Origin of the sequence: Micromonospora hortensis (assembly GCF_022230935.1) — a bacterium.
GTDB lineage: Bacteria > Actinomycetota > Actinomycetes > Mycobacteriales > Micromonosporaceae > Micromonospora > Micromonospora hortensis.
In genome coordinates this window covers 57,144-79,138 of sequence record NZ_JAKKFE010000023.1, presented here as the reverse complement: position 1 = coordinate 79,138, position 21,995 = coordinate 57,144, and the positions used below count along the sequence as shown (strand labels likewise).

At 72.6% G+C, this 21,995-nt stretch carries 19 protein-coding genes; 12 read left to right on the top strand and 7 right to left on the bottom strand.

The window, feature by feature from the left end; translation table 11 throughout:
* Positions 1 to 225: 225 nt before the first annotated feature.
* The 5 genes from NIE111_RS16550 to dnaK form a co-directional block, all read right to left on the bottom strand.
* Positions 226 to 420, bottom strand: coding sequence for a hypothetical protein (locus NIE111_RS16550; protein WP_238685252.1), 195 nt, complete (start codon positions 418 to 420; stop codon positions 226 to 228).
* Positions 421 to 556: 136 nt separating this feature from the next.
* Positions 557 to 997 carry a heat shock protein transcriptional repressor HspR gene (locus tag NIE111_RS16545; protein ID WP_030332087.1) on the bottom strand — a complete coding sequence of 147 codons (441 nt, stop codon included), beginning with the start codon at positions 995 to 997 and terminating at the stop codon, positions 557 to 559.
* A 30-nt stretch (positions 998 to 1,027) separates the two neighbouring features.
* Positions 1,028 to 2,215 (bottom strand): molecular chaperone DnaJ, encoded by a 1,188-nt coding sequence (dnaJ, locus tag NIE111_RS16540; protein WP_238685251.1) that lies wholly within the window; start codon positions 2,213 to 2,215, stop codon positions 1,028 to 1,030.
* 85 nt (positions 2,216 to 2,300) lie between these two features.
* On the bottom strand, positions 2,301 to 3,056 hold the full coding sequence (gene grpE, locus NIE111_RS16535; RefSeq protein ID WP_238685250.1) for a nucleotide exchange factor GrpE: 756 nt from the start codon (positions 3,054 to 3,056) through the stop codon (positions 2,301 to 2,303).
* Positions 3,057 to 3,104: 48 nt separating this feature from the next.
* Positions 3,105 to 4,973 carry a molecular chaperone DnaK gene (gene dnaK, locus NIE111_RS16530; RefSeq protein ID WP_238685249.1) on the bottom strand — a complete coding sequence of 623 codons (1,869 nt, stop codon included), beginning with the start codon at positions 4,971 to 4,973 and terminating at the stop codon, positions 3,105 to 3,107.
* 220 nt (positions 4,974 to 5,193) lie between these two features.
* Here dnaK and NIE111_RS16525 point away from each other — a divergent pair, with 220 nt between their 5' ends.
* The 3 genes from NIE111_RS16525 to NIE111_RS16515 are packed head-to-tail and all read left to right on the top strand — an operon-like array spanning position 5,194 to position 9,977.
* Positions 5,194 to 7,014 (top strand): GTPase domain-containing protein, encoded by a 1,821-nt coding sequence (locus tag NIE111_RS16525; protein ID WP_238685248.1) that lies wholly within the window; start codon positions 5,194 to 5,196, stop codon positions 7,012 to 7,014.
* Positions 7,011 to 8,696 carry a GTPase gene (locus NIE111_RS16520; RefSeq protein WP_238685247.1) on the top strand — a complete coding sequence of 562 codons (1,686 nt, stop codon included), beginning with the start codon at positions 7,011 to 7,013 and terminating at the stop codon, positions 8,694 to 8,696. Before NIE111_RS16525 ends, NIE111_RS16520 begins: the two co-directional genes overlap by 4 nt.
* Positions 8,697 to 8,753: 57 nt before the next feature.
* Complete coding sequence (locus NIE111_RS16515; RefSeq protein ID WP_238685246.1) at positions 8,754 to 9,977, top strand: hypothetical protein; 1,224 nt, start codon at positions 8,754 to 8,756, stop codon at positions 9,975 to 9,977.
* A 96-nt stretch (positions 9,978 to 10,073) separates the two neighbouring features.
* On the opposite strand, the gene NIE111_RS16510 is transcribed toward NIE111_RS16515, so the two are convergent.
* Together NIE111_RS16510 and NIE111_RS16505 are read right to left on the bottom strand one after the other, a co-directional pair.
* The gene (locus tag NIE111_RS16510) at positions 10,074 to 10,697 is read right to left on the bottom strand and encodes a phosphatase PAP2 family protein (protein ID WP_238685245.1); all 624 of its coding nucleotides are present in this window, start codon (positions 10,695 to 10,697) and stop codon (positions 10,074 to 10,076) included.
* 65 nt (positions 10,698 to 10,762) lie between these two features.
* A complete protein-coding gene (locus NIE111_RS16505) occupies positions 10,763 to 11,662 on the bottom strand; it encodes a hypothetical protein (RefSeq protein ID WP_238685244.1) in 900 nt (299 codons plus the stop codon).
* Between the two features lie 524 nt (positions 11,663 to 12,186).
* On the opposite strand from NIE111_RS16505, the gene pdhA reads away from it, so the two are divergent.
* From pdhA to NIE111_RS16465, 9 genes are all read left to right on the top strand, one after another.
* Positions 12,187 to 13,362, top strand: a complete 1,176-nt coding sequence (gene pdhA / locus NIE111_RS16500; protein WP_238685243.1) for a pyruvate dehydrogenase (acetyl-transferring) E1 component subunit alpha — start codon at positions 12,187 to 12,189, stop codon at positions 13,360 to 13,362.
* Positions 13,362 to 14,351: an alpha-ketoacid dehydrogenase subunit beta gene (locus NIE111_RS16495; RefSeq protein WP_238685242.1), complete on the top strand. Its 990-nt coding sequence runs from the start codon at positions 13,362 to 13,364 to the stop codon at positions 14,349 to 14,351. Before pdhA ends, NIE111_RS16495 begins: the two co-directional genes overlap by 1 nt.
* Positions 14,348 to 15,802 (top strand): dihydrolipoamide acetyltransferase family protein, encoded by a 1,455-nt coding sequence (locus NIE111_RS16490; RefSeq protein ID WP_238685241.1) that lies wholly within the window; start codon positions 14,348 to 14,350, stop codon positions 15,800 to 15,802. Before NIE111_RS16495 ends, NIE111_RS16490 begins: the two co-directional genes overlap by 4 nt.
* Before the next feature lie 218 nt (positions 15,803 to 16,020).
* Positions 16,021 to 16,158: a hypothetical protein gene (locus NIE111_RS16485; RefSeq protein WP_165435866.1), complete on the top strand. Its 138-nt coding sequence runs from the start codon at positions 16,021 to 16,023 to the stop codon at positions 16,156 to 16,158.
* Between the two features lie 343 nt (positions 16,159 to 16,501).
* Positions 16,502 to 19,234 carry an LppU/SCO3897 family protein gene (locus NIE111_RS16480; RefSeq protein ID WP_238685240.1) on the top strand — a complete coding sequence of 911 codons (2,733 nt, stop codon included), beginning with the start codon at positions 16,502 to 16,504 and terminating at the stop codon, positions 19,232 to 19,234.
* 82 nt (positions 19,235 to 19,316) lie between these two features.
* Positions 19,317 to 19,703 carry a hypothetical protein gene (locus tag NIE111_RS16475; RefSeq protein WP_238685239.1) on the top strand — a complete coding sequence of 129 codons (387 nt, stop codon included), beginning with the start codon at positions 19,317 to 19,319 and terminating at the stop codon, positions 19,701 to 19,703.
* 186 nt (positions 19,704 to 19,889) lie between these two features.
* On the top strand, positions 19,890 to 20,018 hold the full coding sequence (locus tag NIE111_RS32040) for a thioredoxin domain-containing protein (protein WP_274531213.1): 129 nt from the start codon (positions 19,890 to 19,892) through the stop codon (positions 20,016 to 20,018).
* Between the two features lie 43 nt (positions 20,019 to 20,061).
* Positions 20,062 to 21,609: a recombinase family protein gene (locus NIE111_RS16470; protein ID WP_238685238.1), complete on the top strand. Its 1,548-nt coding sequence runs from the start codon at positions 20,062 to 20,064 to the stop codon at positions 21,607 to 21,609.
* 87 nt (positions 21,610 to 21,696) lie between these two features.
* On the top strand, positions 21,697 to 21,993 hold the full coding sequence (locus NIE111_RS16465; protein WP_238685237.1) for a hypothetical protein: 297 nt from the start codon (positions 21,697 to 21,699) through the stop codon (positions 21,991 to 21,993).
* Positions 21,994 to 21,995 lie beyond the last annotated feature (2 nt).

The window sequence follows — 21,995 nt, the reverse complement described above, 5'->3', positions numbered from 1 at the left end:
TCCCTCGCCCGCGGTGGCTGGGTGCTGTGCTGTTCGCGGCCCTTTGGAGCTGATGTCGCAAACGATTCAGCTCGAAAGGACCTACGCGTCGGCTGGCCACCCACCCCGGGCCGAGGGCGGCGTCCCGACGTCCGGCCCGCACTCCGACGGCGAACGGGCCCCGACCCCGACGCGGCGAACGGGCCGGGACCCCCCGTGGGTCCCGGCCCGCACGTCGGTCACCGGTCAGTCCTGCTTGCGTTCCGTCTCGGCTCGGCCCCGTTCGCCGGCGTGGTCGCCGTCTTCGGCGAACCGGCCCGCGATGATCCGGTCCCGGTAGGTCCCCTCGGTCACCTTGTCGAACTTCTTGCGGACGGTCTCGGCCAGGTTCTCCAACCGGTCCTCGGTCTGCTGGGCCACCTTCTTCGCCGATTCCGCCATCGCTCCCCCTCGCCATGCCGGTAGGTCCAGATTAAGCCGATTGGACCCTTATCGACAGGCTAACTGAAGCGGCCCGGACCGCGCCGGGAATCCAGCGCGGTCCGGGCCGAGAAGACAGATCCGGGTGAGCGGCAGGTCAGCGATCGGGCGTCCGGCGGGGGCGCCACACCACCAGCGCTGTGGACGTGCGGTTGGTCGGCACCAGATCCCGGCCCGGGAAGCGGGCCAACGACTCCAGCTCCGCCACCCGGCGGTACGCGGCGTCCAGCTCCGCCTCCAGCCGAGCCACCCGCTGCTGCGCCTGCTCCAGCAGCCGCTCCAGCCCGATGATCCGCTTGACGCCGGCCAGGTTGATCCCGTCGTCCTGGCTGAGCCGCTGCACCTCGCGCAGCAGCACCACGTCGCGGACGCTGTAGCGACGCCCGCCACCAGCGGCCCGGCCGGGCTGCACCAGCCCCAGTCGGTCGTACTGGCGCAGGGTCTGCGGGTGCATCCCCGCCATCCGTGCCGCTACCGAGATCATCAGCACCTTGGCCTCGTAGGCAGGGTCGCCCGAACCGAGGAACTCGCCCGACATCCCGCTCACCTCCGCGTCCATTCCACCGGACTAACTGACTCGACGCACCCGTGCGTCGAGATGTTCCCGGGCCGCCGGCGGGGTCTGCTCGGCGAACGACTCCAGCGCCGTACGCGCCTCGTCCGACAACCGGGCCGGCACCACCACGTCCAGCGTGACCAGCAGGTCACCGGCCTGGCCGTCGCGACGGACCACGCCCTTGCCGCGAGCCCGCAGCACCCGCCCGCTCGGCGTTCCCGGCGGCACCCGCAAGGTCATCGCACCGTCGAGCGTGGGCACCCGCAGGTCCGTGCCGAGCACGGCCTCCGCGAAGGTGACCGGCACGGTCAGCGTCAGGTCGTCCCCGGTACGCCCGAACAGCTCGTCCGGCCGGACCTTGACGTGCACGAAGAGGTCACCAGCCGGGCCACCGCGCTCGCCCGGCTCGCCACGCCCGGCCAGCCGGATGCGTTGACCGTCGGCCACACCGGCCGGGAAGCGCACGTTCATGGTGCGGGTCTTGGTGACACCGCCGCTGCCGTGGCACTCCGGGCACTTCTCCTCGACCACTGTGCCGACGCCCTGGCAGTTGCGGCACGGCTCGGAGAAGCTGAACGACCCCTGGTTGCGGGTGGTCACGCCGGCACCGTGACAGACCGGGCAGGTACGCGGCTGGGTGCCGGGCTTGGCCCCGTTGCCGTGGCAGGTGTCGCAGACTCCCGGCGCGCGCAGCGTCAGGGGCAGCGTCACCCCGCGCACCGCGTCGCCGAAGTCCAGCGCCACCTCGGTCTCCACGTCCCGGCCACGGGCCGGACCGTGTGGTGCGGCCTGCCCACCGGCCTGACCACCACTGAAGATCGAGCTGAAGAGGTCCTGGAAGCCGGCGCCGCCGAAGCGACGATCGCCGCCTCCGCCTCCGCCGCCGCCGAACATGTCGGAGACGTCGAACGGCATGCCGCCCGGCTGACCCCCACCCCGGGCGTTGCGCCGGAACGCGCCCGAGCCGAAGAGCGAACGCATCTCGTCGTACTCGCGACGGCGGCCGCTGTCCGACAGCACGTTGTACGCCTCGGACGCGGCCTTGAACCGCTCCTCGGCCTTCGGGTCGCCCGGGTTGTGGTCCGGGTGCGACTCCCGGGCCACCTTGCGGTACGCCTTCTTGATGTCATCCGCGGAGGCGGCCTTGTCCACGCCGAGCACGGCGTAGAAGTCCTTCTCGATCCAGTCCTTCGAACTCACCGGTCCACCTCCTTCCGACCCTGGTGGCCCGGCCGTCCCGCCCACCGCTGAGCGGTGGGCGGGACAGCTCGGTCACTGTCTGGCACTATTTCGGATCCGCGACCGCGACCAGCGCGGGGCGCAACAGCCGCTCACCGAGCTGGTAGCCGCGTCGCATGACCTGTACGCAGGTCGGCTCGCTGACGTCGGCCGAGGTCTGGTGCGCGACCGCCTCGTGCCGGGTCGGATCGAACGGGTCGCCCTGCTCGCCGAAGGCGTTCAGGCCGAACTTGCCCAGCGCTGTGGTGAGTTGTTCCGCCACAGTGCCGAACGGCCCGACCAGGTCGCCGTGTTCCCGGGCCCGGTCCAGGTCGTCCAGGATCGGCAGCAGCGCGGCCAGCACCGAACCGGTCGCCTGCTCCTGGACGAGGCTGCGGTCGCGGTCGACCCGCTTGCGGTAGTTGGCGTACTCCGCCGACACCCGCTGCAGGTCCTTGGTCCGCTCGTCGAGCTCGGCCCGGAGCGCCTCCAGCTCGGCGCCGAGCGAGGTGCCCGTGCCGCCGCCGTCCACCGGCTGCGCCGGGGCGTCCACCACCGGCGGACCGGACGGCTCCGGCCCGTCGGTGGAGTTGACCTCGACCTCGATCTCGTCGACCACTACCTCGGCGTCCTCGACCAGACCCTCGGCCGGAACACCGGTCTCCGCGTCGGCGGCGGTCCCCTCCGGCTCGGCGGTGTCGACGAGCTTGCGGTTGTTGCGGATGACGACCCGCTCCCCGTCGCCGGTCGGCTCCGTGGTCGCGGAGCCACCCGGCGTCGACCCGGTGTCGCCCGGGTCGGCGGCTCGTGGCTTCTGCGTCATGCGGCTACCTCATCCCCTTCGCCGTGCAAACGTGTCGGAGGCCGATGGTCACTTCTTGCCGTCCTCGTCCACGATTTCCGCGTCGACCACGTCGTCGGCGCCGCCGGCCTGCGTGCCGGTCGCACCGGTCGCACCGGTCGCACCCGGTCCGGGCTCGCCACCCGGCTGCTGACCCTGCTCGGCCTGCTGCGAGTAGAGCAGCGAACCGGCCTGCTGGGAGACCTGAGCCAGCTTCTCGTGCGCCGACTTGATCTTCTCGATGTCCTGGCCGCCGAGGGCGCCACGCAGCTCGCCGAGCGCCTCGTTGAGCTGCTCGCGGTTCTCACCGGGCAGCTTGTCGCCGCTCTCGGCGAGGAACTTCTCGGTCTGCCACTGGAGCGCCTCGGCCACGTTGCGGGTCTCGGCGTCGTCGCGGCGGCGCTTGTCCTCCTCCGCGTGCTCCTCGGCGTCCCGGCGCATCCGCTCGATGTCGTCCTTCGGCAGCGAGGAGCCGCCGGTGATCGTCATCTTCTGTTCCTTGCCGGTGCCCAGGTCCTTGGCGTGCACGTTGACGATGCCGTTGGCGTCGATGTCGAAGGCGACCTCGATCTGCGGCACACCGCGCGGCGCCGGCGGAAGGCCGGTCAGCTCGAAGGTGCCGAGCTTCTTGTTGTACGCCGCGATCTCCCGCTCACCCTGGAACACCTGGATCAGCACCGACGGCTGGTTGTCGTCAGCCGTGGTGAAGACCTCGGAACGCTTGGTCGGGATGGTGGTGTTGCGCTCGATCAGCTTGGTGAAGATGCCGCCCTTGGTCTCGATGCCCAGGCTGAGCGGGGTCACGTCGAGCAGCAGGACGTCCTTGACCTCACCCTTGAGCACACCGGCCTGGAGGGCGGCGCCGACGGCGACCACCTCGTCCGGGTTGACGCCCTTGTTGGGGTCGCGACCGGTGAGCTGCTTGACCAGGTCGGTCACGGCGGGCATCCGGGTCGAACCGCCGACCAGGATGACGTGCTCGACGTCGGAGATCTTGATCCCCGCGTCCTTCACGGCCTGCTCGAACGGGCCCTTGCAACGGTCCAGCAGGTCCTGCGTCATCCGCTGGAACTCGGCGCGGCTGAGCGTCACGTCGAGGTGCAGCGGGCCGGCCGCGCCAGCGGTGATGTACGGCAGGTTGATGTTGGTGGTGGTGGCGGCGGACAGCTCGATCTTGGCCTTCTCGGCTGCCTCGCGGAGCCGCTGGAGGGCCATCTTGTCCTGAGCCAGGTCGATGCCGTGCTCACCGCGGAACGTCTTGACCAGGTGGTCGATGATCCGCTGGTCCCAGTCGTCGCCACCGAGCTGGTTGTCACCGCTGGTCGACTTGACCTCGACGACGCCCTCGGCCAACTCCAGCAGCGACACGTCGAAGGTGCCACCGCCGAGGTCGAAGACCAGGACGGTCTGCTCCTTGGAGCCCTTGTCCAGCCCGTACGCCAGGGCGGCGGCGGTCGGCTCGTTGACGATCCGCAGCACGTTGAAGCCGGCGATCTCGCCGGCCTCCTTGGTGGCCTGGCGCTGGCTGTCGTTGAAGTAGGCCGGAACGGTGATCACCGCGTCGGTGATCTGCTCACCCAGGTACGCCTCGGCGTCCCGCTTGAGCTTCATCAGCGTCCGGGCCGAGATCTCCTGCGGGGTGTACTTCTTGCCGTCGATGTCGACGGACCAGTTCGTGCCGACCTCGCGCTTGACCGACCGGATCGTCCGGTCCGGGTTGGTCACCGCTTGGCGCTTGGCGACCTCACCGACGAGCACCTCGCCGTTACGGGCGAACGCGACGATCGAAGGAGTCGTCCGCGACCCCTCAGCGTTGGCGATGACGGTGGGCTCACCGCCCTCGAGAACGCTGACGCAGGAGTTCGTCGTGCCGAGGTCGATACCGACCGCACGTGCCATCTTCGCTTCCTCGCTTCATAAGGTTGTGCAGGTGACGGGCATCGCCCGTGGGCTGCTGGCGAGCACCGCTCGCAGCGGGCCCCACCACAAGTTGAGTGAACTTGACTCAATAGTGCCACGCGTTGGCCAATCGTCAAGTTGACTTGAGTCAACCCGACGCAACCCAGCCGTTATTACCGTCCGGTTGTCTTCCCTTGCATCGGTCGGGCACGCTTTAGCGGTGACGACGCACGGCGATCCCGCCACCCGTTCCGGTGCGCCCGCCGTCGCAGCCCGTACCGACCCGCCGGACGCCGCGGAGGAGCCGCCCGCCACCACCGGGGACGACAGCCTCCCCGGCGCACTGTCGGGCCTCCGGGAGGCGATCGGCGCGACCCGGTATCCCCTCGCGCTGCCCTCCGCCAACTCCGCCCGGCACAGCGCCACAGCACTCACCGACCAACTCGACGACTACCTGCTGCCCCGGCTCGCCCGGTTGGACGCCCCACTGCTCGTGGTGGTCGGCGGCTCCACCGGCGCGGGTAAGTCGACCCTGGTCAACAGCCTGGTCAAGGCCCGGGTCAGCGCCGCCGGCGTGCTCCGGCCGACCACCCGCTCCCCGGTGCTGGTCTGCAACCCGTCCGACGCGGCCTGGTTCCGGCAGGGTGACCTCCTGCCCGGGCTGACCCGCACCACCGAGCCGAGCGACGATCCACGCGCCCTGCACCTCGTCACCGCCCCGGCCCTGCCCGCCGGGCTGGCCTTCCTCGACGCGCCCGACATCGACTCGGTCGTCGACGCCAACCGGGCGCTCGCCACCCAACTGCTGGCCGCCGCCGACCTGTGGCTCTTCGTCACCACCGCCGCCCGGTACGCCGACGCGGTGCCCTGGGAGCTGCTGCGCAGTGCCCGGGCGCGCGGCGCGGTGATCGCCATGGTGCTGGACCGGGTGCCCGCCGAGGCCACCGACGAGATCGCCGCGCACCTGACCGAGATGCTCGCCGAGCAGGACCTCGGCCGGGCACCGCTGTTCGTGTTGCCCGAGACCTGGGTCGACGGTCAGGGGCTGCTGCCCGAGGGAGTCACCGCCCCACTGGCCGACTGGTTCGCCCGGTTGGCCGCCGACGTGGACGCGCGGGCGGCGGTGGTTCGCCAGACCCTCGACGGGGCGCTGGCCGCACTCCACCCCGCAGTGGAGGATCTGGCCGACGCCGCCGACGAGCAGCTCGCCGCCGCCGACGGGCTGGACGAACGGGTCCGGGCCGCGTACCGGGGGGCCGAGCGCACCGTCGAGCAGGGGCTCCAGGACGGCCGGCTGCTCCGGGGTGAGGTGCTCGCCCGCTGGCAGGAGTTCGTCGGCACCGGCGAGCTGTTCCGCACGCTGGAGGCACGGATCGGCCGCCTCCGGGACCGGGTCGTGGCCGCCGTCACCGGCCGACCCGCGCCCGCCGCCGAGCTGCGCAACGCCATCGAGTCCCAACTGGTGACGCTGCTACGCGGGGTGGCCTCGGAGGCCGCCGAGTCCGCGTACACCGGGTGGAAGGCACACCCGGCCGGCGCCGGGCTGCTCGACCCGGCGCTCGCCCACCCGAGCGCGGACCTACCCGAGCGCGCCGAGCGCATGGTCCGGGACTGGCAGCGCGGAGTGCTGGAACTGGTCCGGGTCGAGGGCGGCGACAAGCGGTTCGTGGCCCGCACCGCCGCGTACGCGGTGAACGCCACCGGGCTGGCCGTGATGATCGCCGTCTTCGCCTCCACCGCGTTCATCCCGACCGGGCTGGAGCTGGCCACCGGGGCTGGCACCACTGTCGCCGCACAGGCCGTCCTCCAGGCGATCTTCGGCGACCAGGCGGTGCGTACCCTTGCCGCCAAGGCCCGCGCCGACCTGCTGGACCGGGTGCGGACGCTGCTCGACGCGGAGGCCGACCGCTTCCTGAGTCGCACCGCCGACGCCCGCCCCGCCGAGGACGCCGGCGACGGGCTGCGCCGGGCCGCCGGCCGGGTCGAGCTGGCCCGGCACCGCAGTGGCCTGTCCGCCGCCGACGAGGAGGGTTCCCGGTGAGCAACATCGCCGGCCGGGTACGCGAGGTGTTCCGCGGGGACCAGCGGGTCGACGCCGACGCGCTGATCGCCCGCCTGGACGCGGTACGCCGGTTCCTGACCGCCGTGGACGGTCTGCTGCCGGACTCCGACCTGGTGCCCGCGCACACGCTTGTCGAGCGGGCCGGCACCCGGCTCGCGCTGTCCCGGGACCACACGGTGGTCGCCCTGGCCGGCGCCACGGGCAGCGGCAAGTCCAGCCTCTTCAACGCGTTGGCCCAACTGGAACTCTCGCCGGTCGGGGTCCGCCGGCCGACCACCGGCGTCACCCACGCCTGCGTGTGGGGGGCCCTGGAGGGCGCCAACCATCTGCTCGACTGGATCGGCGTACTGCCCCGACACCGATTCGTCCGGGAGAGCGCCCTGGACGCGGACGACGAGACTGCCCTGCACGGGCTGATCCTGCTCGACCTGCCCGACTTCGACTCGGTGCAGCGATCTCACCGCCTCGAGGTGGACCGACTGCTCGGCCTGGTCGACCAGGTGGTCTGGGTGGTCGACCCGCAGAAGTACGCCGACCGGGTCATCCACGACAGCTACCTGCGCGAGTTCCACAGGCACCGCGACGTCACAGTGGTCGTGCTCAACCAGGCCGACCGGCTGCCCCCGGCCGAGGTGCCCCGGGTCCTGGACGACCTGCGTCGGCTGCTCGACACCGACGGGCTGACCGGGGTGCCCCTGCTGGCCACCACCGCCCTCGATCCGGCCGGGATGGTCGGGCTGCGCGACGCGCTGGAGCGCACCGTCGCCGAGCGGCAGGCGGCGTTGCGCCGGCTCGCGGGTGACGTCGACACGGTCGTCGCCGGCTTGGACGAGCTGGTCGGTTCGGCCCGGCCCGCGGACGGGCCGGACGACACCGCCGTCAAGGGGCTGAACCGGGCGCTGGCCGGGGCGGCCGGGGTGCCAGCGGTGACCGAGGCCGTGGAGCGGGCGTACCGACACCGGGCCGGCGCGGCCACCGGCTGGCCCGTGGTCCGGGGCTGGCGACGGTTACGCCCCGACCCGCTACGTCGGCTGCACCTGCCCGGCCCGACCGGTGACCAGGCCGACCCGGCGGAGAGCCTGGTGGCGGCCACCTCGGTACCGGACCCGACGGCCGCCCAGCGCTCGGCGCTCGGCCTCGCCATCCGCGCGGTGGCCGACCGGGCCGCAGCCGACCTGCCCGCCGCCTGGCCCGGCGCGGTGACCTCCGCCGCCCGGTCCCGCCTCGGCGACCTGCCGGACGCCCTGGATCGCACGATCGCCGGCACGGATCTCGGCCTCGACCGTCGCCCGCTGTGGTGGCGGGTCGTCGGCGGTGTGCAGTGGTTGGTCACCCTCGCCGCCGTGGTCGGGCTGGGCTGGCTGGTGCTCGGCTACGCGCTGCGGGCGCTCGGCCTGCCCGCGCTGGACAACCCGATGGTCGGCCAGGTGCCGCTGCCGACCGTCCTGCTGCTCGGCGGCCTGCTGGCCGGACTGCTGGTGGCGGCGCTGACCCGCCCGGTGGTGCGCTGGGCCGCCCGGCGCGCCAGGGCCCGCGCCGACCAGCGGCTGACGGCGCGGGTCGCCCAGGTGGGCGACGAGTACGTGCTGACACCGGTACGGATCGTGCTCGGCTCGTACGCGCAGGCACGCGACGCGCTGCGGGACGCCGCACGCCGCTGACGCTCCGCACGGCTCGCTACCGCTCTGCGTACGCCCCGGGCGGCGTAGGGTCGGAGCATGGCCACGCCTCAGACCCCCTACGACGCGGTGCTGCACGCCGCACGCGACGTGACCAAGCTGGAGTCCGCCCTCGACGCCGAAATGCTCGGCAGCGCCCTGCTGGGCAGTGTCTACGCGATCGCGGAGTCCGACCGCGACGCAGCCGTACGGGAGTTCGTCACCGGCTTTCTCGCCGCCACCGCCCGCCGCAGGATCGCGGCGGCGACCACCATCCGGCAGGTCTTCGCCACGCTCGTCCCGACCGCCGAGGGCACCGATCGGGTGCGCCCGGGCAGCCAGGCGCCCACCTGGACGGCCCAGCTCGGCCGGGTGCACCTCACCGGCACCTGGGCGTACGGCGACGTGTACGGCGACCAGACCTCCTACCTCGCGACCTTCGCCTACGACGACGAGTCCGGCGGCTCGGAGCACGCGCTGGTGGCCCTGGTGGACCACAACATCGGGATCACCAAGGACATCTTCGTGGGCGGGCCGGCCGAACGGATCCTGGACCAGGTCCGGCAGATGTGCGCCGACGACGAGCTGACCTGGTTCCGTACCGAAGATCCAGCCCGGTTCCGGGGCGAGGTGGCCCGCCATCTGGCGGTCACCGATGACCTGGGCGAGTTGCCCGGCGAGGGGTCACTCGCCACCGACCGAGCGTTGGTCGGGGCCCGGCTGGCGATGCTGCCCACCGCGGCCGACCCGACCGGTCCGGCGGAGGTCGAGCCGCTCTCCGCTGCCGAGCGCACCGACCTGGTCCGGCGGTTCCTCGCCGCGCCGGAGGCCGCCCGCTTCGGGCTGGACGCCGTGGACGGCCCGGAGCTGGCCTCCCTGCACTTCTGCCTGAGCCTGCTGCTGGACCACTCGGCGAGCTTCCCGGACGCCGATCCGATGCGCTGGAGTCCCGCGGTGTCCGGGCTCTTCCTCCTCGACTGGGTGCACCGCCGGGCCGTGCTGGACATGGACGACGCGGCGATGCTCCCCCGGGTGCTGCGGGCCTGGGCGCGGTACGCGTCGCGCCAGCGCGGGCTGCCCGAGGCGGCGGCGACGCGCACCGACGAGGCGATCGAGGAGATGGTGCCGGAGTTTGCCCGCCTCTACTCGACAGGTGAGCGGCGCAGCGCTGCCACCGCCGCGGTGGCGCAGCTGATGGCCGACGGGGTGGACCCGGACGACCCGGCCGCGCTGGACGCGTGGATCGAGGCGAACCGCCACCGCCTCGCCGACGACGGCGCCTGACGGCGCCTGAGGGTGGGCGGCTCCATGCCGCCCGCCCTGGGCCCGGCCGGCATCGTCCGCCAGGGCCGACCGGCACGCCGCCGGCCCCTGGTCGGGCTAGCGCAGCGGGCCGAAGATCACCGCGGCGATCAGGGCACCGAGGGCACCTCCGGTCAGCACCTGCGCCACAGTGTGGTCTCTCAGCCGTACCCGGGACCAGCCGACCACCGCCAGCAGCGGTGCGGCGACGATCAGCCGGGTCCCGAAGGTCAGCATCAGGATGACCAGCGTGCCGGCGGCCACCGCCGAGTGGATCGACATCTTCCACCAGTGGCTGACCGACACGGCGACGACGAGGCCGACGAGGCCGGACACCGCCAGTGCCAACACCGGGCGGGGCGCGCCGAGCACGGCGAGCAGGGCGAGCCCCGCCGCTACCGAGCCGAGGCCGACCAGCAGCGGCGCCCGGCGCTGCTCCCGGCGGCCGACGTGGTGGTCGGTGAGCCGGCCACGGCGTACCCCGCCGACGATGTAGGCGAACGGGATGCCGGTGACGAACAGAGTGGCGAGCAGACCCCAGACGAGGCCCTGACCGGGGCGGCTGGCGCTGTGCCAACTCACCGTGATGATCAGCAGCGACACGAGCACCGCCGGGGCGGTCACCTCGGTGACCAGCCGGGCGATCCGCAGCCCCGGGCCGGGCCGGATGGTGACCGGGCGGGGTTCCGCACCGCCGCCCACGCCACCCCCTCCGGTACGCGCCTACCGCCGAGCGCCGCCGTCGCCGGACGGGCCGCGCCTGATCGTCACCGTACCGTCGGCGACACCGCACCGTAGGTCGGTCCGGCCAGTGGCGCCGGGCTGACGCTTTGCGTCGAGGCGACGGCCGACGGCGACGGGATCGCCGGGCTGGGTCGGCGGGTCGGTACCGCGGGCGGCGTGGGTGTGGGGGCCGGTACGGACCGGGTGCTGGTCGGCACGGCGGTCGCTGTCGCGTCGTCGGTAGGCGTGGGTGTCGGCCCCAGCGTCGGGTCCAGTGTGGGCGTCGGGTCCACCGTCAGGGTCGGGGTCGGATCGGGGTCGGCCGAGCCGGTCGGGTCCGGGTCCGGCGAGTCGGTGGGGTCGGGGTCCGGCGAGTCGGTGGGGTCCGGGTCCGGCGAGTCGGTCGGGTCGGGGTCGGTCGGGTCCGGGTCCGGCGGATCGGTCGGGTCGGGGCCGGTCGACGGCGGCGGAACGACGGGTGGGGGTGCCGGCGGCGAGGTGCTCCGCGTGGGTCTCGGTGCCACCGGCGGGGCTGTCGTCCAGCGGGCGGGCCCGGGATCGGCGGCGGGCCCTTCCCGTGGACGTGACGGGGCGGCCGGCAGCCATCCGCTGGTCGGGTCGACGCTGGGCGTGCCGAGCGGGGGAAGCGGTGGTTGGCTGGTCATCGGCATGGGAATCACCACCGGCCCGACGGACGGGGTCGGCATGAACGGGGTGCTGCTGTCCGGTAGGGCGGTGCTGCCCGGGGTGGCCGAGCCCGCGCTGATCGCGGCGAGGATGGGCATCGACGCTGTGCCGGCCAGCAGCGCGACGGTGAGCAGGTAACCGCGGGAGGGGCCACCGGCGCCGGGGGCCCGGTGGACACCGACCATCCGGCGGTAGCCGCCGGCCGACCGATGCCGGCCAAGCGCTGGTATGCCGGGACCGTCACCTGGCTCGAACACCGCACACCCCTAGTCGTCGGCCGTCGGTGGACATGAATGGACGCCGTCGTGGGTAAAAACCCGACAAATAACCCGATAGGCGCGATCCTGCGGTAATCAGCCTCGCGCAGTCACAGTGGGTCAGCCAACCTCCACCGCGTGTCGACACGCGGTGCTGCCCGAACGGTGACGAATCGTGCCGCAACGCATGGGAAACGCGGGCCGGCATGATGACGACAAACGGCGTCAAATCATGGGCGGTCGGATTGCGGAGGCAGGCGTACTGTGGGCGCGCTCACCTGCTCTGCGAATATGGAGCACGACGGCAACGCAGCCGTGACCTCCGCGCACCCTCGCGGCAGGCGCGGTTGAGCGCCGGCGCTCCCGATCCGGGTTCGGCCAGAACCCGGATCACGCCGTGCGGCAACCCCCACCGGGGCTAGGCGCGGCCGCCAGGAACCGGTCCGGCAGCAGCCGGGCAGGCGCACGAGTTGCGCGGCCGGGTGACCCCCCGGTGCCGACGCAGACACGACAGGGAGAGACCGATGGCAAAGGGCGACCCCGGGGGCACCACCCGCAGCAAGCGGGCTGCACCCCGCTCCAGGAAGGGCGCGACCGGCGACCCCGCGCTGGTGCAGCTACTCACCCCCGAAGGCGAGCGGATCGACAGCGCCACCGGGCCGGACGGCACCGAGTACCGCGTCGACTTCACCGACGAGGAATACCGCGGTCTCTACCGCGATCTGGTGCTGGTCCGGAAGCTGGACGCCGAGGCGACCGCTCTTCAGCGCCAGGGCGAGCTGGGCCTGTGGGCCAGCCTGCTCGGCCAGGAAGCCGCGCAGGTCGGCTCCGGGCGGGCGCTGCGCACCCAGGACATGGCCTTCCCGACCTACCGGGAGCACGGCGTCCTCTACTGCCGGGGCATCGACCCGATCATGCCGCTCGGCCTGTTCCGTGGCGTCGACCAGGGCGGCTGGGACCCGAACGAGTTCAAGTTCAACATGTACACGATCGTCATCGGCGCGCAGACCCTGCACGCGACCGGCTACGCGATGGGGATCACCATCGACGGCAAGACCGGCACCGACGACGGCGAGGCGGCGATCGCCTACTTCGGCGACGGCGCCACCAGCCAGGGCGACGTGAACGAGGCGTTCGTCTGGGCCAGCGTGTTCAACGCGCCGCTGGTCTTCTTCTGCCAGAACAACCAGTACGCGATCTCCGAGCCGCTGGAGCGGCAGACCCGTGTCCCGCTCTACCAGCGGGCCGCCGGCTTCGGCTTCCCCGGCGTACGGGTGGACGGCAACGACGTGCTCGCCACGTACGCGGTCACCCGCACCGCGCTGGACAACGCCCGCCTCGGACAGGGCCCGAGCCTGATCGAGGCGTACACCTACCGGATGGGCGCGCACACCACCTCCGACGACCCGACCCGCTACCGCATCGCCAGCGAGGTCGAGGCGTGGCAGGCCAAGGACCCGATCGCCCGGGTCAAGGCCTTCCTCGAGAAGCAGCAGATCGCCGACGCGGGCTTCTTCGCCGAGGTCGACGAGCAGGCCCGCCGCGAGTCGGTGCACCTGCGCGAGCGGGTCCTGGAGATGCCGGACCCGGAGCCGGTGACGATGTTCGACCACGTCTACCCCAACGGGTCGCCGCTGCTCGACGAGCAGCGCGCGAAGTTCAGCCGCTACATGGAGTCGTTCGAGGGGAGCGCCCACTGATGGCCACGGAGACGCTCACCATCGGCAAGGCCCTCAACACCGGTCTGCGCCGCGCCCTGGAGAACGACCCCAAGGTCATCATCATGGGCGAGGACGTCGGCAAGCTCGGCGGCGTCTTCCGGATCACCGACGGTCTTCAGAAGGACTTCGGCGACCAGCGGGTGATCGACACCCCATTGGCCGAGTCCGGCATCATCGGCACCGCTGTCGGTCTGGCCATCCGCGGCTACCGGCCGGTCTGCGAGATCCAGTTCGACGGCTTCGTCTACCCCGCGTACGACCAGATCGTGTCGCAGGTGGCGAAGATGCACTACCGCTCGGGCGGCAGGCTCAGCATCCCCATGGTGATCCGGATCCCGTTCGGCGGCGGCATCGGCGCTGTCGAGCACCACTCCGAGTCGCCGGAGGCGTACTTCGCGCACACCGCCGGCCTGAAGGTGGTGACCTGCTCCAACCCGCAGGACGCGTACGTGATGATCCAGCAGGCCATCGCCTCGGACGACCCGATCGTCTTCCTGGAGCCCAAGCGGCGCTACTGGGAGAAGGGCCAGGTCGACCTGGACGCGCCGCTGTCCGCCGCGTACCCCCTGCACTCGGCGCGGGTCGTGCGGCCCGGCACCGACGTCACCGTGCTGGCCTACGGCCCGATGGTGCGGACCTGCCTGGAGGCGGCGACCGCCGCCGCCGAGGACGGCCGGGAGTTGGAGGTCATCGACCTGCGCTCGCTCTCGCCGCTGGACCTGACCGCGGCGTACGAGTCGGTGAAGCGCACTGGCCGTGCGGTGGTGGTGCACGAGGCGCCGTCCAACATCGGCCTCGGCGCCGAGTTGGCCGCCCGGATCACCGAGGAGTGCTTCTACTCCCTGGAGTCGCCAGTACTACGGGTGACCGGCTTCGACACCCCCTACCCGGCCGCCCGGGTGGAGGAGGAGTACCTGCCCGACCTCGACCGGGTGCTCGACGCCGTCGACCGCACCTTCGGCTGGTGAGCGACATGTCCCGGATCAAGACGTTCAACCTGCCTGACCTGGGCGAGGGGCTGACCGAGGGCGAGATCCTGGCCTGGCTGGTCAAGGTAGGCGACACCATCGAGCTGAACCAGCCGATCGTCGAGGTGGAGACGGCGAAGGCGGCCGTGGAGATCCCGGCGAAGTGGGCCGGTCAGGTCCAGGCGATCCACCACCCGGAGGGCACCACTGTCGAGGTCGGTACGCCGATCATCGCGATCGACACCGACCCGGGTGCCGGGCCGCTGGACGCGCCGTCGACCACTGCCACGCCCAGCGCTGACCTGCCCACCCCGTCGGCGGCCTCGCTGGCGGCGGTCGAGGTGGCACCGGCCGAGGGCATGGTCGAGCCCGGCCTGATCGGTGGTGCGGCCCCGGGCGGGCGGACGGCGGTGCTGGTCGGCTACGGCCCGCGTACCACCGCCGCGAAGCGCCGCCCCCGCAAGGGCGCGGTCCCCGCGCAGGCCGTGGCGGCTCCCGCACCGGCGGCGCCGACTCCGCCACCGGTGGTCGCGCCGGCCCAGAACGGGCGGGCCGCGACGGCGACCGGCGGGGTGCTGGCCAAGCCGCCGGTGCGCAAGCTCGCGAAGGATCTCGGGGTCAACCTCGGCACGTTGACCGGGTCGGGGCCGCTCGGCTCGATCACCCGGGAGGACGTGCAGCAGGCGGCGAGCGGCGCGAGTGTGGTGGTTGCCGAGCCGATCGCGGCGACGACCGCGCCCAGCTTCGGCGCGGACCGGGAGCAGCGCATCCCGGTCAAGGGCGTCCGCAAGCTGACCGCCGAGAACATGTCCCGCTCGGCGTTCACCGCCCCGCACGTGACGGAGTTCCTGAGCGTCGACGTGACCCGGGCGATGAAGGCCCTGGACCGGCTGCGCGGCCGACGGGAGTGGCGCGACGTACGGGTCTCGCCGCTGCTGCTGGTGGCGAAGGCGGTGCTGCTGGCGGTGCAACGGCACCCGATGGTCAACTCGACCTGGGCGGGCGACGAGATCGTGGTCAAGGAGTACGTCAACCTCGGCATCGCGGCGGCCACCGAACGCGGCCTGATCGTGCCCAATGTCAAGGACGCCGGCCGACTCTCGCTGCGGGAGTTGGCGGACGCGCTGACCGACCTGGTGCAGACGGCGAAGTCCGGCCGCACCTCGCCGGCGGCCATGTCCGGCGGCACGCTGACCATCACCAACGTCGGCGTGTTCGGGGTGGACACCGGAACACCGATCCTGCCGCCGGGTGAGTCCGCGATCCTGGCCTTCGGCGCGGTGCGGGAGATGCCCTGGGTGCACAAGGGCAAGGTCAAGGTTCGCCAGGTCACCACGCTGGGGCTGAGCTTCGACCACCGGATCGTCGACGGTGAGCTGGGCTCGAAGTTCCTGCGGGACGTCGGCGACTTCCTCACGGATCCGGAGGCGGCCCTGCTCGCCTGGACCTGATCGCTTCGAACGCCAGCCACGGCCGGTGTGCCACGGGTTAACGCCCGGCACACCGGCCGTGTCCGTTGGGCAACGGAACCGTCGGCCAGATGGCCTGTTGACCTTTGATTGTTAGGCAGGTGTCTCAGCTCACCTAATAATCGATGGAAGTTCGCCGGCTTCTGCTGTTGAATAGAGGCATCAGGGGCTGACAACCGAATAGCTAGGGGGACCCACCAATGAGCATGATCGAGCGAATCCGCAACCACCGCGACGCGACCCGCCGCGCCCGTGCCATCGAGCACGCGCTGCGCTCGGCGAACTCGCCGGCGGTTCGCGAGGAGATCCTCGTCATCGCCCAGCGTCACATGAGCTGACGCTCCACGACATTCCTCACCTCCTCCAGATCGATGGCCCACCCGGCCCACCGGGTGGGCCATCGGCGTTTCCGAACCACCACCACCGGGATTCCGCCCTGCCGCAGCGCCCGGTACGGTGGGCTTCGGTCGCCGCCCGCCGACCCGGCAGAGGCCGAGCCGACAGAAACTGCTCGACATCAACCGGCGACGGTGAGTGACGACCAGTGCTCCTTGGACGTGTCGTGCCACCACCCGATACCGTGCGGGGAGCCGGCACAGCGGTACGCCGGTGACGCCGGCAGCCACGCCGAGGAGACCGATCGGCACCGGCGAGCCGACATGTGATGGAGGAGGCGCACCCATGACGTCCGAGGGCCCGCACCGACCCGGCCAAGAGCCGGACGAGGTGTCGCCGGGCGCCGGCGGACCGGCGCCGTACGGCGACCGCCCGGCGCAGCCGGACAACGGCCAGAACGCCGCCGGCCCCGACCTGGGCTGGGCACCCCCGCCCCCGACACGGCCCCACCCGTCGGTGCCGGCATGGGCGGCCCAGCCCGAGCAGCCGGCGGCCCCCGCCTGGGGTGCCGCAGCCGCTCCGCAACCCAACGACCCGGCGCAGCCCGCCTGGGCCGCCGGTGGTGGCGCGAGCGAGCCGCCGCAGCAGCAGCCCGGCACGTGGCCCGGCAACGACGGTGCGCCAGCGCCGGCACAGCCCGACCCCTGGGCCGCGCAACAGCAGGGCTGGACGCCGGCCGAGCAGAGCGCTCCCGCACCGACCTGGACCCCGAACGCCCCCGCTGAGCAGCCGGACTGGGCTCAGGCCCAGCCTGCCGCACGGGGCGCCGCGCAGGTTCCCCCGGCCACCGCGGCCTGGCCCGCCCAGGAGGACCCGGCCAGCGGCTGGGGCGGCGCGGCGCAGGCCAACCCGCCCGCAGCAGACTGGCGAGCGGCCGAGTCTCCGCAATCCGAGGCACCGCAGGCCGCCGGCTGGTCCGGCGGCGCCCAGCAGGACCAGGCCACTGGCAACGGCGGCTGGCCCGCCGCCGGTGCCGCCCGCGACGACCAGCCGGTGTGGACGCCGGCGGAGCAGTCGCCACCGACCTGGGGCCAGCCCGCCGAAGCGACCGAGCAGCCCGCCCCCGGCTGGGGTCAGGCCGCCCAGCCGAGCCCGGCCCGTGGCGCCGCCCAGGTCCCGGCTCCGACAACGAACTGGCCCGCGCAGGACGATCCGGCCAACTCCGGCGGGTGGGCCGCGCAGCAGCAGCAGGCGCAGCCCGCCGGGTGGAACGACGGCAGCGACGCACGGCAGGACCAGTCCGCGCAGCCGGCCGCCTGGGGCGAGGCCGAAGGCCGTCCGCAGCAGCCCGACTGGGTGCTCTCCCAACCGGAGCAGCCGACCGAGCGGCCGGAGCAGGCGGCGTGGACCCCGGCGGAGCCGACCAACCTCCCCGCCCGTGCCAGCGCCAGCGTGCCCACCAGCGGCGGCGCGCCCAACTGGGCCACCGGCCCGGACAACGCCGCCCAGGGCAACTCCGGCGGCGTGTCGGAGGTCGAGCCGTGGGCACCCGGTGAGGTGTGGGGTCGCGCGGAGGCCGAGGCTTCCGCCCAGTCCCGTGGAGGCTGGGAGGCGGACCGGGGCGACGAGGCACCGGCCTATCAGCCTGGGCCGGCGCCGGGCATCTCGCCGGCGAACGCGGTGCCGCTGCCTCCGCAGGAGCAGCGCGTCCCGGGTGCCAGCCTGGCTGCCGCCCCGCCGGCCGACTACGCGCCCCAGGCCCAGTTCGCTCCGATCCCCGAGCAGCCCGCCTACGCCGAGCGGGAGACCCCGGACGCCGCCGCGCAGTACGGTGGCCGCACCGAGGACGCCTCTGCGAGCGGCGCCGTGGTGCCCGCCCCACGTACCTCTCCGGAGTCCGGAGCGGGCCGCGCGGTCGTACCGGTGTCGGACGCCGAATCGGCAGCCGGGGCAGCCGCCCGCGCCACGGCGAGCGCTTCGGTGCCGCTGGCCAGCCGGGTGATGCCCCCGACCGACCAGGCCATCCGACCGACCGGCACGGCCAACCCGCAACCCCGGGTGTACGGCCGTCCGGCGCGACCGGAGCCGGAGGCCGAGCCGGAGCCGGAGGCGTTCCAGGGCGACTCGGGCGCCGACCGCCAGGGTGCTCCGGAGTGGCAGAACGACGCGCCACGGCAGGCCACGCCCGACTGGCAGCACGAGGGGCAGCGACAGATCGCTCCCGACTGGCAGAACGACGCGCAGCGGCAGCAGTCCCCACCCGACTGGCAGAACGACGCGCAGCGGCAGGCTGGGCCCGGCTGGGGCGGCGAGTCCCCAGCCGATCCGCGCTTCGACGACCGGCAGGCCGCAGCGAACTCATTCAACGAGGCCCCGCCGGCACCGCCGGCGTTCCCGCCCGGTGTGCCGTCCTTCGTCGACGCCCCGGGCAACAACAGGCCGGTGAACGGCACCCGCCCGCACTCCGGTGCCGAGCCGCCGGCGGACCAGTTCGGCGGCCCCGGGTCGCCCGCCGCCGGCACCGCGAACGGCACGGCGACCTTCGGTGCGCCGAACTTCGGTGGCCCGGGCTCCGGCGCGCCGGGCTTCGGCGGGCCGGGGGCCGAACCGGCGCAGGGCGGCGGCTTCCCGCCGTCGTTCCCGCCACCGCCACAGCCCGCGCCGTCCTGGGGCCAGGAGACCGGCCAGTCGGACCAGGGCCGATTCGACGCGTTCAAGCCGGACGCCGCCGACGAGCCGAAGGTGGAGCCACCGACGCCGAAGGTGCGCAACGGCCGGGTGCTGGCCGCGGTGCTGATCGCCGCGATGCTCATCCTGGCGGTGCCGCTCGGCCTGCTGCTGCTGCTCGGCAAGGTCGGCGGGGACGACACGCCGTCCTTCGACCCGGCGGTCGGCACCTGCGTGAAGCAGTCCGGGCAGGGCGGCGCCTCGGCGGCGGACTGCGGCGAGGCGGGCGCGTTCACGATCGTCTCGAAGGTGGACGCCAAGGAGAAGTGCACCGACACGACGCAGCCCCACGTGGTGCTGCCGGGTGAGGGCACCAACCGGGTGCTCTGCCTGAAGCCGGCCACGAAGTAGCTCCACCGACGGCGGGGTCACGGGCAACCGTGGCTCCGCCGTCGTCGTACCCGGAGCCTCTTGCTTCAGGCACAATCCGGTCGTGCAACGCGAGTTGGCGGCGGCGCTGGAGCCGATCTTGTCCGATCTTGGGAAGCCTGACGGGGTGCAGCCCGATCTCCGCGATGAACCGTGGCGAGACGACCCACAGACCGCCAGCGCCTTCCTCTACGCTTCCGACGGTTCCGGCCGAGGGATCTCGATCGACCTCGGCCTACCCACAGCTACACAGATCGTCGCGCTCGCCGACCAGGTTCAGGACTGGGCGGTGGAGGCACTGTGGTCACTGGGTCGTGCCACCAACTGGCCGCCCTGTCCCCAGCATCCCGAGAGCCACCCCCTGACAGCGGTGGTACGCGCCGACCGAGCGGTCTGGGCCTGTCCCACTCTTGGGACCGAGATCAGCGAGATCGGGAAGCTCGGCCACTGAGCAAGCTATTCGCAGCTCGGCCCGTCGATCTTGCAGCTTCGGTCGTTCTTTTGCACCAAATGCGCCCTAGGTCGGGACAGAAAGTGCAAGATCGCGTAGGTCACCGCAGCGAAGGCGGCGCAGGCTAGGACGCTTGTCGTACGGGTCACGGCGGCTGGGCCCACGGGGCGTGGCAGGCTGACAGGCATGGGAACGACAGCGCGTGTACGCGCCCCCGAACTGCGCGGTCGGGGCTGGCTGAACACCGGTGGGCGCGAACTGAAGCTCGCCGACCTCCGCGGCAAGATCGTCATTGCCGATTTTTGGATGTCCTAGAAGAAGCTTGTAACTCACCCGCCGAGGGCCTAGCGTCCTCGCCATGTCCCACCATGAACACCTCGCCGATCTATACCTACGCCTGTCCCTCGACCGTGAGGGAAAGACCGCAATCGAGCGCCAAGAGGCCGACTGCCGGGCTTGGGCGACGCGCGCCGGGTTAGAGGTCCGTACCGTCCACATCGACCGGGGCCGGTCCGGCTATAAGGCCGTCGACCGCGCTGGGTTCGACGCCGCCGTATCTGCCCTCACGACCGGCACCGTCGGGACGCTGGTCGTGTGGAAGGTCGATCGCCTGTCCCGGCGTGGCATGGGCCAGGTCGGTCAGGTCCTTGACGACGTCGAGAAGGTCGGCGGACGGATCGTCTTCGTACAGGACGGCCTCGACACGTCGCACTCTCAGGCCCGGCTGGTGCTGGCCCTCCTGTCCGAGGTCGCCCGCAGCGAATCCGCGAACATCGGCCTTCGCGTCGCCAGCGCGAAGGCTCACCTTCGCACTCTCGGCCGATGGATCGGGGGACAGCCGCCGTACGGCCTGGCCGTCGGCGACGACGGCCGGCTAGACCACGACCCACGCACCGCGCCGACCGCCCGCGAGATCGCCGACCGGGCCCTGTCCGGCGAACCGCTGGTGAGGATCGCGCGCGACCTCAACGCTCGGGAGATCCCCGCTCCGCGCGGCGGTAGTTGGGCCGTCGGGACGCTGTCGACTCTGCTCAAGTCCCCCGCGTTCGCCGGACTACTCCCGGAGACCATCAAGCGCGACGGGAAGTACACGGCGAAGGTCGTCCCGTGGCGCGACCCGGAGACCGGCGAGGCCGTCGAGGTCGGCCGAGGGATCGTCACACCGGCCGAGCAACTACAGGCCGTTCGCCTCCTCGAACAGCGGACCGCCGCCGACAAGTCGGGCCGCCCCCGGGGCGTCCGCGCGCAGGTCGCCCACCTCCTAACCGGGTACCTACGCTGCGGGGGCTGCGCCGGCCGCATGTCCGCCGCCGGTCAGTCGTACGTCTGCCAGGCCCGCCGCCTCGGCCGCCCGTGTCCGGCACACACCACGGCGATGATCCCCGCCGTCGACCGCGCGGTAGTCGACGCCTTCATCAACCGACTCGCCGCGACCGAACCTGGCGACCCGTTGCTAGACACCGTCGCCGAACGATGGGTAGCCCGCCACGACCCCGCCGTGATCCGCGAACGCGCCACCATCACGGCCGCCCTGGACGACGCTAACGCCGCCCTGGTCGACCTCGAAGACGCCCGATACCTGCGCGGCGAGTTCGTCGGCCCCGAGGCGGTCCAGCGCTGGACCCGGTTGCACGAACGGCTGACCGTCCGCGTCGCCGGGCTGCGTCGCAACCTCGCCGAGTTCCCGTTGCCCGAGGCGGACATTAGCCCGCTACTTGATCCGGTGCTAGCTCGCGAAGCTTGGGACGCCGCCACTCTCGCCGACCGGCGCGACCTTCTCGGCCTGGCCCTGAACGCCGTAACGATCACGCCCGCCGGGGGCCGCCGGGGCTACAGGTTCGACCCCGCCGCGCGTCTGCGCTTCACCTGGGCCGACGAGCCCGAGCCTGTGCCCGCCGACGCCTGAGACCAGCCACCACAACCGCATAAGACAGGCCCCGGCCGAGCGATTCCGCCGCCGACCAGGGCCCTAACGAACCCCGGGAGGTTCGCTGTGTTCAACCCTACTGACCCCCGCGCTTACGTCGCTGCTCCCGCCGGGGCCGCCGACGCCCTCGCCGCCGCCGTGTCCGCCCTGCTGGACGCTGGCTACCTGGTAGCCACCGCGACCGCAGACGACCCGGCCAACGCCGACGACCTCGTCGCCCTGGTCGCCGACGACATGGACACCGCCCGCGCCGCTGACTTCGTCGTGGTCCTGCCTGGGGCCGAAGACTTCCCCGAGGTCGTCTACGCCGCGCTCCACGGCGTGCCGGTCGTCGCCCTGGGCGACGTGCTCGCGGGGATCTGAGC